This is a genomic window from Kitasatospora sp. NPDC057198, from assembly GCF_042670125.1.
Taxonomy (GTDB): domain Bacteria; phylum Actinomycetota; class Actinomycetes; order Streptomycetales; family Streptomycetaceae; genus Kitasatospora.
In genome coordinates this window covers 1-15,956 of sequence record NZ_JBHUWH010000153.1, presented here as the reverse complement: position 1 = coordinate 15,956, position 15,956 = coordinate 1, and the positions used below count along the sequence as shown (strand labels likewise).

The window sequence follows — 15,956 nt, the reverse complement described above, 5'->3', positions numbered from 1 at the left end:
GGGGGGCCCCCCCGGGGGGGGGCGGGGGGGGGGGGGGGGGGGGGGGGGCGGGGGGGGGCGGGGGGGGGGCCCCCCCCCCCCCCGCCCCGGGGGGGGGAACCGGAGGGGAGCAGGGGGAACGGGGAACGGCGCAGGGCCCGGTGTGGGGACACCGGGCCCTGCGCCGTACGCCGACTCCGTACACCCTGCTTCCACGGGCCCGGCCCGGCCGGCTCCGGCCCCGACTCCTGCCGGCCCCGGCTCCGGTCCGACCCCGGCCCGTGCTACGGCTGGGCGACGAACACGTGCGCGGCGATCTCCTTGCCGAGCTCGGCCGCGCTCTCGCCGCTGCCGACCAGCACGCCGCCGGCCGCCGGGGCGACCTGCACCGTCGCACCCGGGCGGACGCCCGCCCGGCGCAGGGTGCGCATGAGCTCGCCGTCGGTCTGGATCGGCTCGCCGATCCGGCGGACCACCACGTCCGCCCCGCCCTTGGCGGCGACCGCCTCCAGCGTCACCAGCCCGGCGTCGTAGCCCTCGCCCTCGGCCTTGGTGTCGCCAAGCTCGTCCAGGCCCGGGATCGGGTTGCCGTACGGGGACTGGGTGGGGTGGCCGAGCATGGCGAGCACCTTGCGCTCGACCGTCTCGCTCATCACGTGCTCCCAGCGACACGCCTCCTCGTGGACCTGCTCCCACTCCAGGCCGATCACGTCCACCAGGAGGCACTCGGCGATCCGGTGCTTGCGCATCACCCGGACGGCCAACTTGCGCCCCTCGCCGGTGAGTTCGAGGTGCCGGTCCTCGGCGACCTGGAGCAGGCCGTCCCGCTCCATCCGGCCCACCGTCTGGCTCACCGTCGGGCCGGACTGCTCCAGCCGCTCGGCGATCCGGGCGCGCATCGGGGTGATGCCCTCCTCCTCCAGCTCCAGGATGGTGCGGAGGTACATCTCAGTGGTGTCGATCAGCCCTGACATCGCCCCTGGCTCCATTCTTCGGTGTCCTCACCGCCAATTCTGACGTACCGCGGTGACAACCGGGCGCTCGCGCCCACTATGCCCGAAGCCTTTCGTGGTGGTTGACAGCCGGGTGCGGCGCGGGCACCGTGCACGCCGTAGCTTTCTCCACAGCGCGGTCTGGACCACCGGACCGCCCCCTAGCTCGGACGGAGCAGCGATGAGCGATCTGGTCGGCCGGTACCTGGATGCCGCCACGGCCCACCTGGAGCGGATCCGCACCGAGGAGGGGGAGAACATCGAGGCCGCCGCGGAACTGCTGGCCGAGGCCGTCGAACACGGTCGGCGGATCTTCACCTACGGCGCCGGGCACTCCTCGCTGGCCGCCCAGGACGTGGTCTACCGGGCCGGCGGCCTGGTCGTGATGAACCTGCTCAACGTGCCCGGGATGACCGGCGTGAACGTGATGCCCGCGCACCTGGGCAGCGCCCTGGAGCGGGTCTCCGGGCTGGCCACCACCACGCTGGACCTCACCCCGGCCCGCAGCGGCGACCTGCTGTTCGTGATCTCGCTCTCCGGCCGCCAGGTGATGCCGGTCGAGCTGGCCCGGCACGCCCGCGACCGCGGCATGAAGGTGATCGGCGTGACCTCGCTGGCCTATCCCGGCGCGGTCACCTCCAACCACTCCTCCGGCACCTACCTGAAGGACAACTGCGACGTCGTGCTGGACAGCAAGATCGGGGTCGGCGACGGCGAGCTCGACCACCCCGGCGCGGGCGCCCCGTTCGGCTCGGTGTCCACCATCACCACCAGCGCCCTGATGCAGTCGGTGGTGGCCTCGGCGATCGCCAAGCTGGCCGACCGGGGCATCACCCCGCCGCTGTTCCGCTCCGGCAACGTGGACGGCGGCACCGAGTGGAACAACAAGGTGATCGCCGACAACGCGGACCGGATCTTCTACGCCTGGTAGCACCCCGGGCGACAGGCCCCGGCCCTCCGAGCACCCCGACCCGCCCCATTCGGCCAACTCCGGTGCCTTCCGTGTGAGTTCACCCGGCAAGGGGAAGGACTCCCGGGACCGGTGAGACTGCGCTGCGGGGGCGGGGATGGCGGCTGGGGCGGGGCGTTCGATCGGCTTCGTGCGGGAGCAGGACCTGCTCCCGCGCGTCTTCTGGGCCGCCGACGGCGCGTCCCTCCAGGGCCAGGCCAGGGCGGTGGCGCTCTCCCGCTGGGAGCTGCTGCTGCTGATCGGCGCGGCCTTCGCCGGCTCCGCGGACGGCCCGCTGTGGGCCTGGGCCGCCGCCATCGCCTACCTGGGCGCGCTGTTCATCGCCGTCACCGTCGCCCGGCAGAACCCGCAGCGGCTCTGGTACGACGGCCGGGCGGTCGCCGAGTCGGTGAAGACCCTGGTGTGGAAGTACGCGGTGCGGGCCGACTCCTACCAGCCGCCGCCGCGCAAGCTGCCCGACGCCGAGCGCCTCTACGACGTCCAACTCTCGGGCATCCTTGGCGAGTTCGACACCGAACTGGTCTCCCCCGGCGTCACCGAGGAGTTGCGCACCTGGCGCGCCCCGGCCCGCCACCCGCAGATCACCGACACCATGGAGCAGTTGCGCGAGCAGCCGCTGCCGGTGCGCCGCGAGGTCTACCTGCGCGAGCGGGTGCAGAGCCAGCGCCAGTGGTACCAGGCCAAGGCCGTCCAGTGCCGCAACGCCACCCGCCGGGTCGGCCGGCTGGCCGTCGTGCTGCCCGCGGCCGGCCTGCTGCTGGCCGTGCTGCGCGCCCTGGGCCAGTTCGGCTTCGACGCGCTCGGCGCGATCTCGGCCGTCGCCGCGTCCGTCTCCGCCTGGGCCCAGCTGCGCCAGTACCGGCCGCAGGCCGCCGCCTACACCCTGGCCGCGGCCGAACTCTCCAAGGTGGAGGCCCAGTTGGCGTCCGCCGATCTGGGTTCCGCGGACGCCGAGGAGATCTGGGCCCGGCTCGCCCGGGACGCCGAGGACGCCATCTCCCGGGAGCACACCACCTGGCAGGCGCGCCGCGAGGTGCGCAGCCTCGACATCCCCAGCTGAGCAGGAGGGCCGCGTGGCGCCACGGAGGATCGAGACGCCGGACGGCGGCGTCCTCGCCGTCGAGATCTCCGGGGACCAGTCGGGCAGACCGGTGTTCCTGCTGCACGGCACCCCCGGCAGCCGGGTCGGCCCCGCCCCGCGCAGCGCCGTGCTGTCCCGGATGGGCGTGCGGCTGATCTCCTTCGACCGCCCCGGCTACGGCGAGTCGACCCGGCTGCCGGGCCGGGACGTCGCCGCCGCGGCCGCCGACGTCACGGTGATCGCCGACAGCCTGGGCCTGGACCGGTTCGCCGTGGTCGGCCGCTCCGGCGGAGGCCCGCACGCGCTCGCCTGCGCCGCGCTGCTGCCCGACCGGGTCCGCCGGGCCGCCACCCAGGTCTCGCTGGCCCCCCGGCACGCGGACGGCCTGGACTGGTTCGCCGGGATGACCGCCTCCAACGAGCGCGCCTACCGGCAGGCCGAGCTGGGCCAGCCCCGGATCGCCGGCCAGTTCCAGATCCGGTCCCGGGTGATCCGCCGGGACCCGGCCCAGCTGATCCGCAACCTGGTCCCCGAGCTGACCCCGCCGGACCGCACCGTGGTGGCGGACATCGGCATCCGCCGGATGCTGCTCTCCACCTACCGCCAGGCGTTCCGGTACGGCGCCGACGGCTGGATCGACGACGTGCTGGCCTTCATTGCCGACTGGGGCTTCGCCGTCGACAGCATCCGCGTCCCGGTCCGGCTCTGGCACGGCGCCGACGACCGGTTCTCCCCCGTCGGCCACTCCGCCTGGCTGGCCGACCACATCCCGGGCGCCCAGCTCTACCTCGAGCCGGGCGCCGCGCACTTCGGCTCGCTCAAGGAGATGACCGACGCGATCCGCTGGGCCGCCCACGCGTAGCGGCCCGGCGGCGCGTCCGCCCCCTCCCTACAGCGGTTGGGGTTCCAGGTCCCGGTTGGTGCGCAGCCAGCCGCGGGCGGCGACGACGGACGGGTGGTCCTCGCCGAAGAGTTCGACGAGCGCGGCGACGGCCTGCATCCGCAGGTTCTCCGCCTCGCTGCGGCGGCCCGCCGCGCGGACGGTGACGGCCAGGTTGGCCTGGCAGACCAGCGCGTCGGGGTGGTTGGCGCCGTAGCGGGCGGCGAGGCCGTCGTAGGCGGTGCGGGCCAGTTCCTCGGCCTCCTCCAGTTCGTCCGCCTCGGCGAGCGCGTTGGCCAGGTTGGTGGTGGCGTTGAGGACGAACGGGTGGCCGGGGCCGAGGACGCGGGCGAGTCCGGCCACCGCGGCCCGGCCGTGCTGGACGGCGCCCGCCAGGTCGCCGGAGCCGCGCAGGTAGATGCCGAGGTTGTTCTCGCAGGCGAAGGTGAAGGGGTGGTCGTCGCCGAGCAGCCGGCGGTGGCCCTCGTAGGCGTCGGCGGCGATGTCGCGGGCGGTCTCCTTGTCGCCGGCGGCGCTGAAGTCGGCGGCGAGGTTGAGCCGGCAGGCCAGCGAGTCGACGAAGTCGGGCCCGTACTGGGCGATGTAGCGCTCGTAGGTGCGTTCGGTGAGTTCGCGGGCCTCGGTGTACTGGCCGGCCCGGCGCAGCGAGACGGCGAGCGACTTGGCGTTGCGGAGGTCCTCGGGGAGGTCGGAGGCGGCGATGCCGCCGAACGCCTCGGTGACCTCCCGCAGGAGTTCCACGGACCCCTTGTAGTCGCCCATCTCGCGCAGGTCGCGGGCCAGCGCGGACTTGGAGCCGAGGGTGTAGGGGTGGTGCGGGCCGAGGACGGCGGAGCGGCGCTCGACGGTGTCCTGGTCGAGGTCGCGGGCGGCGGTGCTGTTGCCGACCAGGCGGTGGTCGATGGCGAGGTTGTTGGCGACCGAGAGGGTGCGCGGGTCGTCCTCGCCGAAGAGTTCGACGAACTGGTTGTAGGTGTCCTCGTCGAGGGACAGCGCCTCCTGGAAGCGGTTGAGGTAGCGCAGGTCGGCGGCCATCGAGTTCGCGGTCATCAGGGTGTACGGGTGGTGCTCGCCGAGGAGTTCGCGCTGTCCGCCCAGGATCCGCTGGTTGAGGGCGAGCGAGTCGTTGTAGGAGCCCTGGGAGCGCAGCACGTTGGCGACCTGGAAGCGGAGGCTGTAGATCTGGCGGCGCCACAGGCGCTGTTCGGCCGGGTCGGGCTCGTTCTCGGCGCGCACCTCCCAGGCCGCGTCGAGCTGCCCTCCCAGGCGCAGGGCCTGTTCGAGGTCGCCGCGCTTCCACAGGTAGCGGACGCGGTCGATGAGCAGTTCGCGCACCTCGCGCTCGTCGCAGTCCTGGGCCCGGGAGGGGCCGAGGTGCGGCCAGATCTTCTCCAGGGTGGGCCAGTTGGCGGGGTCGTCGGTGTCGCCGCGGGGCGGCCGGGCGTTGACCAGGATGCGGTGCACCTGGTGCATGGCGGTGGCCCGTTCGGCCTCGCTCATGCCGCTGCGGACGACGGCCTGCACCAGCCGGTGGACCTGGAAGGAGTCGGAGGCGGCGTCGGTCTTGGCCAGCGCGTAGCGGCTGACGGCGCGCAGCACCTTGCCGAGCAGGAAGGTGTCGGTGAGTTCCGGGTCGTAGGGGACGAGGGAGAGCCGCATCTGCTCGGAGAAGAAGAACTGCCGCAGCGAGATCGGCTCGGGGGCGAAGAACGCGCACAGTTCCAGCAGCCGCACGGCGGCGGGCGACTGCTCGCGCAGCCGGGTGATGGAGACGTTCCAGGTGAGTCCGACCGGGGTCGGGTAGTCGACCGGGGTCTCGCCGGCCGCCAGGACCTTGGTGGCCTCGGCCTTCAGCTGGCTGACGTAGGTCTCGACGGGGGTGCGGGTGGTCTCCAGCCAGGCGGCGGCGACCTCGACGGCGAGCGGCAGGTCGCCGACTGCCTCGGCGACCCGGTCGGCGTCGGCGCGGGCCAGGTTGCGGACCCGGCGGGTGAGGTGGTCGACGGACTCGGTGCGGTCGAAGACGTCGACGTTGAGCACGCCGGCCTGCCCGGACCAGCCCTGGTTGCGGGAGGTGACCAGGATGTGGCCGGGGCCGTCGGGGAAGAACCGGCGGATCTCGCCCGGCTCGTCCGCGTTGTCGAAGATCAGCAGCCAGTTGGGGGTCGGCAGGCCCTGCCGCAGCGCGTCGCGGGCGGCCTGGGCGGCCTCGTTGACGTTGTCGCCGACCCGCAGTCCGAGGCGTCCGGCGAGGTCGGCGAGGTCGATCACGACGTTCTCGCTCTGCTCGGCGTCGACCCACCACACCAGGTCGTAGTGCGACATGTAGCGGTGCGCGTACTCGAGCGCGACCTGGGTCTTGCCGACGCCGCCGAGGCCGTACAGGGTCTGCGGCGGCGGCAGCACCGCCGTGGTGCCGCCGGCCAGTTGGGCCCGCAGGTCGTCGAGGACCTTGACCCGGCCGGTGAAGGAGTGGTTGCGCTGCGGCACCTCCCAGTAGGTGGGCTTGGTGCCGGGGAAGCGCGGCGCGCCGGGGCTGCGCTCGGGCAGTTCGGGCTCGGTGCGCCCGAGGGCCCGCAGCAGCGCGCCGGCCGCGGAGGGCTCGTCGCGGCCGATCAGGTCGACGGGGTTGCGGTTGTTGTACGGCGCGTTGAGCCGGACGTCGGAGACCCGGACCGGGATCAGCTGGCGGCGGGCCCCGGCCGGGTCGGCGATCACGGTGCGGTCCCACAGCGCCTGGGCCTGCGGGGACTGCAGGTAGGCGGCGGAGAGCAGGGCGACGGTGCGGTACGCGGAGTCGATGCCGCGCCCGGTGGCCTCGCGCGGGTTGGCCCCGGCGCCGGCGTCGCGCGGGACGACCCGGTAGCCGGCGTCGGCGAGCAGCGCGGAGATCCAGTCCGCCCAGGCCCGGTCCTCGGGGACGTAGCTGAGGTACAGGTCGGCGGGGGCGGTGGGGCGGCGGCGGGCGAAGCCGTCGAGGAAGCGCAGCCGCAGGTCCTCGGACATCGGCGGCAGCCCGCTGACCCGGCCCTGGGTGATCTCCCGGGTGAGCCGCTCGTTGGCGGCGAGCATCGAGCCGGGCAGTCCGGGCTGGTCGCCGAACGGGGCGAGGATCTCCTCGTACGCGTAGAACGGCCGGTAGGGGATCTCCACGCCGGCCCAGTAGCGGGCCAGGTCGGTGTCGCCGAAGCCGGCGGGCAGGCCGGAGAACTTGATCCGGGCCAGGGCCCGGCCCGCGTCGGCCTTCTCCTTCTCGCCCTCGTCGATCCGCATCGGGACGGGCAGGATCCGGATGTCCCGGTCGCCGTAGCGGTCCTCGATCACCCGGGCGATCCGGGAGGCGCCGTCGATGGACTGGTCGCTGAGGGTGAAGCAGACCACCAGGTCGTCGGGCATCTCGACGGTGCAGATGTCGGCGGTGTCGGTGAGGCCGGTGCGGCTGTCGATCAGCACGTAGTCGTAGCGGCGCTTCATGTCGGCGCGCAGCGACTGGATGAAGCGGCGGCCCTCGTAGCGCTCGTACAGCAGGTCCCAGTCGAGCCGGGCCACCGAGTAGTCGCGGTTGCGCTGCCCGGCGGGGACGAGGTCGATCCGGCCGCCGCCGGGGAAGTGCGGCCAGGCCAGCGAGAGGGCGTGCGGGTGGATCCGGGCGAAGTCCTCGATCCACTCCGGGTCCCGGTCGATCGGGCGGCGGGCCTCCTCGAGGTAGTCGCCGAACAGGTCCATGATGCCGGTGGTGGCGGCGACCACCTCGGGGTTGAGGAACGGCCGGAAGAACTGGGCCAGGCCGGGGGCCTCCAGGTCCCAGTCGACGACCAGCACCCGGTAGCCGTTGGCGGCCAGGATCCAGGCGGTGTTGGCCAGCGCCATGGTGCGGCCGGTGCCGCCCTTGTAGGAGTAGAAGGTGACGATCCGGCCGTGCCGGTTCTCGATGGTGGCGTCGCGGCGGCGGGCCTGGATCTGCTGCGGGCCCTTCGTCGGCCTCTCGGTCATGACGTTCCCTCCCCCGGGCCCTTGGTGCCCGTCGTGGTGCGCACGCCGTGCTCACCGGCCGGAGTCCCGACCGCCCGGTGTCCTGCCGTTCCGGGCCCGGCTCAGGGCCCGATGCTGGGTCTGCGCTCGACCGGGCCGTCCTCGGGGCGGCTCCGGTGGTGCTGCTCGTGGGCGGTGCAGGCGCGCATCACGGCGCGTTCCATCTCGCCGCGGAACTCCTCGATGCTGCCGGGTGCGCCGCCGGCCCCCTCCTCGCGCAGGCTGGGCCGCTGCCGGGCGCCGCGGCTGACGGCCAGCACGCTGTCGCCGAGTTCGTTGAGCATCCGCTCGTGGTCGCGGCTCTGCTGGTCGTCGCGGTTCCAGGGTTCGATGACGGCGACCGAGCCGAGGTTGCGCCGGTCGAGCCGGCGCACCGCCTCGGAGCGCCGCCCGTCCAGGAACGTCCACCGGTCGACCAGCAGCACGCAGGGTCCGGCGGGCCGCTCGCCGCCCAGCAGGTGGTCCGTCTCGTCCTCGAACTCGCCCACGGTGGGCTGGAAGCCCATGCCGCGGGCGATGTCGGCGGCGTCCTGGGCCAGCGGCCGGGAGGAGTCCGGCCGGTAGGGCTGCCAGTCGGTGCGCTGCTCGCCGTACCAGACCGCGTTGCGGTTGGGCGGCAGTTCGCGCTGCTGGTAGGAGAAGACCGAGATCCGCACCCGGTCGCCGCCGTCGGGCTGGTCGAAGGCGGACGGCTGGGACTCGAAGTCCAGTTCCTGGCCGATCGGGATGACGGTCTGCTCGGCGACCTCGACGATCCGCCGGGCGAGCTTCAGCACCGCGGCCTGGTACTTGGAGCGGAACTCGTCGATCTTCATCAGCGCGTACAGGCCCTCGGCGGCGTAGTCGGGGCCGAAGCTGTCGTGGTTGAACTGGAGTTCACCGGCGACCCGGGGCAGCTGGTAGTGGTCCATCGCCACCCACAGGGCGGGCACGATGCCGGTCATCCGCTCCGCGGTGGGGCGGCGCTGGTAGACCGAGCGGCGGCTGAACAGGTGCCACTCCTTGCCGCACGCCTCGGACTTGAAGTAGCGGGGCGAGTACAGCGGCACGAACACCCGGCAGGTGGCCAGCTCCCGGGAGAGCCGCTCGGCCCACTTCTGGCCCTGGTGCATCGAGCGGTCCATGAACCCGACCGGGTGTCCGGAGGGCACGTCGGTGATCTGCAGGATCGCCTCGCAGAGGTCCTGGTACAGCTGCGCCACCCACAGGTTGGGGTCGGGCGCGCCCCGCGAGTTGATCCGCGGCGTGTGAGCGTAGCTGAGGAAGAAGTACGGCCGGGGCGCGTCCTTCCCCTGGCCCGCACCGCTGCTCACACGCGCCTCCCCCGAGCCCGCCTGTCACCGTTCCCCCCAGAGGGACCCAAGTGTAGGAAGACCGGTGGTCGGAATGGAATAGGGCCTCCGCCCGCCCGATGATCAATTTCCCTGTTCGGCAAGCCATTTGACGGCCGATCCGACTGCCGCGCGGATCGGGAAGAGGTAGCTGTGGGCCTTGCCGAAGTGCCCGGAGCGGATCTCGTCCGGGCAGGCGTCCAGGAACGCGCCGGCGAGCGCGTCGAAGTGCGCGGTGGTGACGCTGGGCGCGGTGAACCGCACCCACTGCCGGGCCCCGGCGGCGTCGGTGACCACGCAGCCGTAGCGCTGCAGCGGCGGGTCGGGCCGCCCGTACTCGGCGAGGTGGAACACCGTGCAGCACGACCACGGGACGTCCACCAGCAGCACCCGGGCGTCCGCCTCCAGCAGGCGCTGCACCGGCGAGCGCTCGCCCAGGTGGCAGTCGAGGTCGTGGCGCTCGGTCAGCCGGCCGGCCAGCGGCCCGAGGGCGGCGAACGAGGTCTGCGGGTGGGCGCTGCGCCGGGCCCCCGGGGTGGTGCGGACCTCCTCCGAGAGCCGCCCCATGGTCGGCGAGGCCGGGGTGCGGTCGCGGTCGAACGGCGGCATCGTCGCCCGGTGCGCCCGGACGCCCGCCGGGTCGAGCGGCGCCACCGCCTGCCGGTACAGCGCGGAGGTCTCGGAGTTCTCCGGCGTCGCCGTGTACGCCACCAGGGTGCCCCGGGGCCCGAGCGCCTCCCGCAGCGCGGCGGCCACCCCGGCGGAGCGGCCGCACACCGGCCCGATCGACCGGACGGACGCCTGCACCAGCAGCGTCTCGCCCTCCCGGACGCCGAGCGCGCGGAGGTCGTCGACGAGTTCCGCCACGGAATACACCAGGTCCTCCCGCGCTGCGGCCCCCGAACGACGCGCCCACGATAGCGGCCCCGCGCGGCGAACCCCGCACCCGGCTTCAGCCGTTCGGCGGACGGTCATCCCCCGGTCGTCTTCCCGCAAGCGGACGGTCGATTCGCGCACCCGACGGGTGACCGAACGGTCGGAACCGGGAACCGCGTCGACCCCCGGCCGCAGCTCCTGCGACCGCCGCCCCTCCCGGAGGTCCCCCGCCGCCACCGTCCGGTGCGCGGGACCGGCCCGGTGCGGGAGGCAGTGCCGGCCCGGGTGCGCGGGGTCTCCCGGTGGTCCTCGCCGTGGACCCGCAGCCGGAGGGGCAGCAGCCGACGGGGCAGCAGCAGCCGGCGGACCCGCAGCCGGCGGGACAGCAGGTCGAGGGTGCCGCCGAGCGGCTGCGGCGCCCCGGGCGGCGCCTGACCGGTAACCCGGCCGACCGGCACCGCCGTTCCGTCGGGTGGCACCACTTCGATGCGGCCGGTCATGCCCGCCACTGTGCCACCGAACGGCGGGCCGCACCCGGGACAACGGCCCATCGGGGCAACGGTTTCCGGCCATCCGACCCCCGGCCCCGACACCCGGCCCCGACACCCCGACCCCGGCGGGCGCCGGTTCAGCCGCCCGCGGCCACCCGGGCCCGCCAGCGGGCCAGGTTCTCGGCGGCCGCCTCCCGGGCCGCCGTCTCGGCGGCCGGGCCGACCGGCACCGCCAGCCAGGGTTCGACGGCCGTGCGCATGCCCGCGGTGAACCGCTCGCCGAGCGGGGTGAGCGCTCCGGACCGGGCCAGTTCCTCGATCGCCCCGACCGTGTGCGAGCGCCAACTCGCCAGCTGGAAGCGGGCGTTCTCGCGCTCCGGCCCGTCGGCGAGCCCCCGGGTGCGGACGGCCCAGTACTCGGTCACCGCGAGGTGCGCGTAGGTGCCCTGGAACAGGCCCTCCAGCGGGCGCGGGTCGGGCCGCCAGGGGGCGTGGAACAGCCGCTGGTCGGTCCGGTCGTACAGGTCGTACAGGTCGAGCACCGCGCCCAGTTTGACGTGCTGGAACTCGTGGGCGACCAGCAGTGCGAGGGTCGGCGCGGCGGCCGGGCGGGCGATGCCGACGGCGCCGAACGCCTGCCGGGCGGCGGCCGAGACGTCCCGCCCGGCGGGTCCGGGCCGCAGCGGGGTGAGGGTGGACAGCCCGGCCCGGATGCCGGGGGCGTACCCGGGCAGGTCGCGGCCGATCAGCTCCCAGGCGCCCTGCAACGCGCTTGTCCAGGCGTGCAGTTCGGCCTCGTCCAGGCGGTCGGCGACCGGCCACTGGTGGCTGTCGCGCTGCGGGTCGGTGTCCTCCAGCGCGAGCGTCCAACCGTCGTCGAGGGCCACCCGCCGCACCGGCTGCCAGCGCCCGTCCCCGGGGGTGTCCCAGCCGATCCGGACGCCGCCGACCTCGAAGCCCTCCGGGTCGCCGGTGAGCCGGGCCTCGCCCGCGCCGCCGACCAGCACCCGCCCCAGGGTGGGCAGGTGGACGGCCCCGGCGCGGACCGGCAGCGGCAGTTCGAAGGTGCGGCGGGCCCGCAGCGCGGCGGCGGCCGCCAGTTCGGCCACCCCGCCGAGGTCCGCCCCGGGGCCCGTACCGTCCGCCCCGCCGGAGCCCGACCCGCCGGAGCCCGACCCGCCCAGGCAGCGCACCGCCCAGGCCCGGACGTACGGGTGGGTCAGCACGGCGTCCAGCGCGGCGCCGTCCGCGGCGTCCAGCGAGGTGACCAGCTCCCAGGCCGGGGCGGCGGTCGCGACGGCGGCCACCAGCCGCCGGGTGAGCCCGAGTTGGGCCGCGGCCAGGGCCCGGACGGTGTCGGCGCCGCCGTAGCCCGCCGCCAGTTCGTCGAGCCGGCGGTCGGACAGCGCGGCGCCGGGCGGGTCCTGGGCCGGGACGGTGGCGGTGGCGGTGGGCGCGGTGCGGTCCCGGACGGTGGTGATCAGCTTCAAGAGGTCCCCGCAGTAGACGGAGGGGTTGCGGAAGCCGGAGCCGTCGTCGGCCCGGTAGCGGTGGGCGTAGAGTCCGCCGCCGCAGGAGCGCACCACCGGGCAGGCCCGGCACTCGTCGGCCAGTCCGGCCAGCCCGGACTGCCGCTCCACCATGCCGGGGTGCGCGGCGACCTGGTCGAGGGTGTGCTCGAACACCGTGAACCCGGTCTCGGGCGCACCGTCGTAGGCGGTCTTCAGGCTGTCGGCCTGCTCGAAGGAGCCGTCGGTCTCCACCACGACCAGGTCGGCCGGGTCGAGCCCGAGCGACTCGGTGAGGCTGGAGCGCCCGCGCAGGGTGCGGTGGATCGAGTCGAAGGTGCGGACCGGGACGGGGCGGCCGAGTTCCTCCCAGCGCCGGTACACCGCCAGCAGCCAGTCCGCGTACGGCGTCGGGCCGAGCCCGGCGGGGCGCTCGGGTGGGTCGGCCCAGGTGGCGTGCGGGAGGAGGAAGTCCACCCGGGGCGGTTCCAGGGCGACCAGCGCGTCCAGCACCGCGACGGGGTCGTTCTCCACGTCGATGGTGCACAGCAGGCCCGCGTACAGGTGCCGGTACTCGGGGCGGCGCAGCAGGCCGACGGCGGCGAGCACCTTGGCGTGGCTGCTGCGGCCGTCGGCGAAGCGGCGGTGCCGGTCGTTGGCGGCCCGGTCGCCGTCCAGCGAGACGCCGACCTTGATGCCGTGCTCGGCGAACAGGTCGAGGTGGCGGGTGGTCAGCCGCACCCCGTTGGTGTGGATCCGCAGGTCGAGGGCGCATTCGGGGGGCAGGGCGGCGCGCAGCAGTTCGGCCGCCCGGCCGAGCCGGGCCGGGCCGGCCAGCAGCGGCTCCCCGCCGTGCAGGACCACGTGGACGGCGGGCAGCCGGTGGGTGCGGACGTGCTCGGCGATCCGCTCGGCGGTGCGGGCGAGCACCGCCTCGTCGACCACCCGCGCCTTGCCCCTCCAACTGGTGTCCGCGTGTTCGTAGACGTAGCAGTGGTCGCAGGCCAGGTCACAGCGGCCGTGGACCTTGAGGACGTACTGCGAGAACGGGACGGGCGGGCGCGGCGCGGGCGGCACGGGTGATCAGGCGGGACGTCGGGTCCGGTGCGGTTCCGGGCCGGTCAGATGGAGGAGTTGAACGCGGCCACGGCCACCTGCCCGGACTCGCCGCCCGGGAGGGCCCGGTGCAGGCCGGCGGTGAGCTCCTCGGTGCCGAGGGCGGCCAGGGCTGCCAGCGAGGGGGCGGACTCCTCGGCGCGCGCGCTGTCGGCGGGCTTGGTGGCGGCGACCATGATGACTCGTTTCTGCGCCCGGACGTCGGGCGCCCACAACGGAGGCCCCGGCATCCTTTTGACGGGACTCACCCGCGCGCAATCCTACGCCGCGCTACCCACAATCCGCTGCCTCAAACGTGCCGATTCTCGTTACGTCCTCCTCCTGGAGTACTTGTGTACCCCAGGAGTTGACGAACGGTCAGCCTTGCGGCATGTGCGCCCGGCGCGCGCCGGCGCACCCGGCTCAGGGGCAGAGGCGCTCGACCCGCCACCCCTCCCCCTCGGCGGTGAAGCGCAACCGGTCGTGCAACCGGTTCTCCCGCCCCTGCCAGAACTCGACGGCGCGCGGCACCACCCGGTAGCCGCCCCAGAACGGCGGGACGGGCACGCCCTCGCCCTCCGGGTAGCGGGCGGCGAGGTCGGCGTACCGCTGCTCCAGCACCTCCCGGCCGGCCACCGGGCTGGACTGCTCGCTGGCCCAGGCGCCGAGCTGGGAGCCGTGCGGGCGGGTGCGGAAGTAGGCGGCGGTCTCGTCCCGGCCGACCTTCTCCACCCGGCCGGTGACGATGACCTGGCGGGCCAGCGCGATCCACGGGAAGAGCAGCGCCGCGTTCGGGTTGGCCGCCAGGTCGGCGCCCTTGCGGGAGCCGTAGTTGGTGAAGAACACGAAGCCGCGCGGGTCGTAGCCCTTGAGCAGCACGGTGCGGGAGGAGGGCAGCCCCTCGGCGTCGGCGGTGGAGAGCACCATCGCGTTGGCCTCGGCCACGCCCGCCTCGCGCGCCTCGTGGAACCAGCGGGCGAACTGCTGGAACGGGTCGTCGGCGAGATCGCCCTCGGCGAGGCCCTCGTGCCGGTAGTGCTCGCGCATCACGGACGGGTCCGGCCCCGGCGGCGGGGCGGACCCGGTGAACGGGACGGACCCGGCGGGCAGGCCGGACCCGGCGGACGGGGCGGATCCGGCGGGCAGGTCGGATCCGGCGGGCAGGGGCTCGGCGCTCGGACGGCGTTCCGCGGTAGGCACGCCCCCATCATCCCGTACGACAAGCGCCGGACGCCGCCGCACCCGGCGGACCCCCGGGAGTAGGGTGGCTCGCCACCGCTCCACCACCCGCTGCCCGGGAAAACGTCCGGCTGTCGCCCGGTACGTCCCGGTGGCTCCGCCGACGACGCCGGGGACGACAGGGGTCGGGCGGCCCCGTGGGGGAAACATCACCGTCGTGGTGTATGGCGCAATGCACTCCGTGCCTGTCAGTCTGACACCGAGTGCCAAACACCATCGGCCACCGGCGCGCCGCCCCACCACGGCCGCGCGCCGCCGTCGGATTCATTGAAGGAGCCGTTCAGATGTCGGATTTCGTACCCGGCCTTGAGGGTGTAGTCGCCTTCGAGAGCGAGATCGCCGAGCCCGACCGCGAGGGCGGGGCGCTGCGCTACCGCGGGGTGGACATCGAGGACCTGGTCGGCCAGGTCTCCTTCGGGCACGTGTGGGGCCTGCTGGTCGACGGCAGGTTCGCCCCCGGTCTGCCGGCCGCCGAGCCGTTCCCGATCCCGGTGCACTCCGGCGACATCCGGGTCGACGTGCAGTCCGCCCTCGCCATGCTCGCCCCGGTCTGGGGCCTCAAGCCGCTGCTGGACATCTCCGCCGAGCAGGCCCGCGACGACCTCGCGCGGGCCGCCGTGATGGCGCTGTCGTACGTGGCCCAGTCGGCCCGCGGCCAGGGCCTGCCGATGGTGCCGCAGCGCGAGATCGACAAGGCCGAGACCATCGTCGAGCGGTTCATGATCCGCTGGCGCGGCGAGCCGGACCCGAAGCACGTCAAGGCCGTCGACGCGTACTGGACCTCGGCCGCCGAGCACGGCATGAACGCCTCCACCTTCACCGCCCGGGTGATCGCCTCCACCGGCGCGGACGTCGCGGCCGCGCTGTCCGGCGCGGTCGGCGCGATGTCCGGCCCGCTGCACGGCGGCGCGCCGTCCCGGGTGCTCGGCATGATCGAGGAGATCGAGCGCACCGGCGACGCGGCCGGCTACGTGAAGAACGCCCTGGACAAGGGCGAGCGCCTGATGGGCTTCGGCCACCGGGTCTACCGCGCCGAGGACCCGCGCGCCCGGGTGCTGCGCCGCACCGCCAAGGAGCTCGGCGCGCCGCGCTACGAGATCGCCGAGGCGCTGGAGAAGGCCGCCCTGGAGGAGCTGCACAACCGCCGCCCGGACCGGGTGCTGGCCACCAACGTCGAGTTCTGGGCCGCCATCATGCTGGACTTCGCCGAGGTCCCGGCGCACATGTTCACCTCGATGTTCACCTGTGCCCGCACGGCCGGCTGGTCGGCGCACATCCTGGAGCAGAAGCGCACCGGCCGGCTGGTCCGCCCGGCCGCCCGCTACATCGGCCCGGCCGCCCGCAAGCCGCAGGAGATCGAGGGCTGGGACCAGATCGCCGGCTGACCCACTTCCGGGTGAAAAGCCGACCGGCCGTCGGCCCCGGCACGGCCGGCACCGGGCGCGCGCACACCCCCTGACC

General features: G+C 74.4%; 11 protein-coding genes. 4 read left to right on the top strand and 7 right to left on the bottom strand.

Annotation, left to right across the window (positions count from 1 at the left end; genetic code table 11):
* Positions 1-263: 263 nt before the first annotated feature.
* Complete coding sequence (locus ACFUEL_RS18940) at positions 264-953, bottom strand: metal-dependent transcriptional regulator (RefSeq protein WP_380237478.1); 690 nt, start codon at positions 951-953, stop codon at positions 264-266.
* 199 nt (positions 954-1,152) lie between these two features.
* On the opposite strand from ACFUEL_RS18940, the gene ACFUEL_RS18935 reads away from it, so the two are divergent.
* From ACFUEL_RS18935 to ACFUEL_RS18925, 3 genes are all read left to right on the top strand, one after another.
* Positions 1,153-1,902, top strand: a complete 750-nt coding sequence (locus tag ACFUEL_RS18935) for a sugar isomerase domain-containing protein (RefSeq protein WP_380237476.1) — start codon at positions 1,153-1,155, stop codon at positions 1,900-1,902.
* 169 nt (positions 1,903-2,071) lie between these two features.
* Positions 2,072-3,001, top strand: coding sequence for a DUF4231 domain-containing protein (locus tag ACFUEL_RS18930; protein ID WP_380237475.1), 930 nt, complete (start codon positions 2,072-2,074; stop codon positions 2,999-3,001).
* Positions 3,002-3,014: 13 nt separating this feature from the next.
* A complete protein-coding gene (locus ACFUEL_RS18925) occupies positions 3,015-3,884 on the top strand; it encodes an alpha/beta fold hydrolase (RefSeq protein ID WP_380237474.1) in 870 nt (289 codons plus the stop codon).
* A 27-nt stretch (positions 3,885-3,911) separates the two neighbouring features.
* On the opposite strand, the gene fxsT is transcribed toward ACFUEL_RS18925, so the two are convergent.
* The 6 genes from fxsT to pdxH form a co-directional block, all read right to left on the bottom strand.
* Positions 3,912-7,916: an FxSxx-COOH system tetratricopeptide repeat protein gene (gene fxsT, locus ACFUEL_RS18920; protein ID WP_380237473.1), complete on the bottom strand. Its 4,005-nt coding sequence runs from the start codon at positions 7,914-7,916 to the stop codon at positions 3,912-3,914.
* Between the two features lie 101 nt (positions 7,917-8,017).
* On the bottom strand, positions 8,018-9,268 hold the full coding sequence (locus tag ACFUEL_RS18915; protein WP_380237472.1) for a TIR-like protein FxsC: 1,251 nt from the start codon (positions 9,266-9,268) through the stop codon (positions 8,018-8,020).
* A 102-nt stretch (positions 9,269-9,370) separates the two neighbouring features.
* Positions 9,371-10,162 (bottom strand): aminoglycoside N(3)-acetyltransferase, encoded by a 792-nt coding sequence (locus ACFUEL_RS18910; RefSeq protein ID WP_380237471.1) that lies wholly within the window; start codon positions 10,160-10,162, stop codon positions 9,371-9,373.
* 628 nt (positions 10,163-10,790) lie between these two features.
* Positions 10,791-13,238, bottom strand: coding sequence for an FxsB family cyclophane-forming radical SAM/SPASM peptide maturase (locus tag ACFUEL_RS18905; protein ID WP_380237470.1), 2,448 nt, complete (start codon positions 13,236-13,238; stop codon positions 10,791-10,793).
* 44 nt (positions 13,239-13,282) lie between these two features.
* Positions 13,283-13,453 carry an FxSxx-COOH cyclophane-containing RiPP peptide gene (fxsA, locus tag ACFUEL_RS18900; RefSeq protein ID WP_380237469.1) on the bottom strand — a complete coding sequence of 57 codons (171 nt, stop codon included), beginning with the start codon at positions 13,451-13,453 and terminating at the stop codon, positions 13,283-13,285.
* A gap of 226 nt (positions 13,454-13,679) precedes the next feature.
* Positions 13,680-14,303 (bottom strand): pyridoxamine 5'-phosphate oxidase, encoded by a 624-nt coding sequence (gene pdxH / locus ACFUEL_RS18895; RefSeq protein ID WP_380237480.1) that lies wholly within the window; start codon positions 14,301-14,303, stop codon positions 13,680-13,682.
* Between the two features lie 476 nt (positions 14,304-14,779).
* On the opposite strand from pdxH, the gene ACFUEL_RS18890 reads away from it, so the two are divergent.
* Positions 14,780-15,880 (top strand): citrate synthase 2, encoded by a 1,101-nt coding sequence (locus tag ACFUEL_RS18890; protein WP_380237468.1) that lies wholly within the window; start codon positions 14,780-14,782, stop codon positions 15,878-15,880.
* Positions 15,881-15,956: the final 76 nt, after the last annotated feature.

What these genes read in the sequence shown, in the direction of transcription:
- ACFUEL_RS18890 (WP_380237468.1), top strand. Translation starts at nt 14,780, where the DNA reads ATGTCGGATTTCGTACCCGGCCTTGAGGGTGTAGTCGCCTTCGAGAGC.
- pdxH (WP_380237480.1), bottom strand. Translation starts at nt 14,303, where the DNA reads ATGCGCGAGCACTACCGGCACGAGGGCCTCGCCGAGGGCGATCTCGCC.
- fxsA (WP_380237469.1), bottom strand. Translation starts at nt 13,453, where the DNA reads ATGGTCGCCGCCACCAAGCCCGCCGACAGCGCGCGCGCCGAGGAGTCC.
- fxsT (WP_380237473.1), bottom strand. Translation starts at nt 7,916, where the DNA reads ATGACCGAGAGGCCGACGAAGGGCCCGCAGCAGATCCAGGCCCGCCGC.
- ACFUEL_RS18935 (WP_380237476.1), top strand. Translation starts at nt 1,153, where the DNA reads ATGAGCGATCTGGTCGGCCGGTACCTGGATGCCGCCACGGCCCACCTG.
- ACFUEL_RS18940 (WP_380237478.1), bottom strand. Translation starts at nt 953, where the DNA reads ATGTCAGGGCTGATCGACACCACTGAGATGTACCTCCGCACCATCCTG.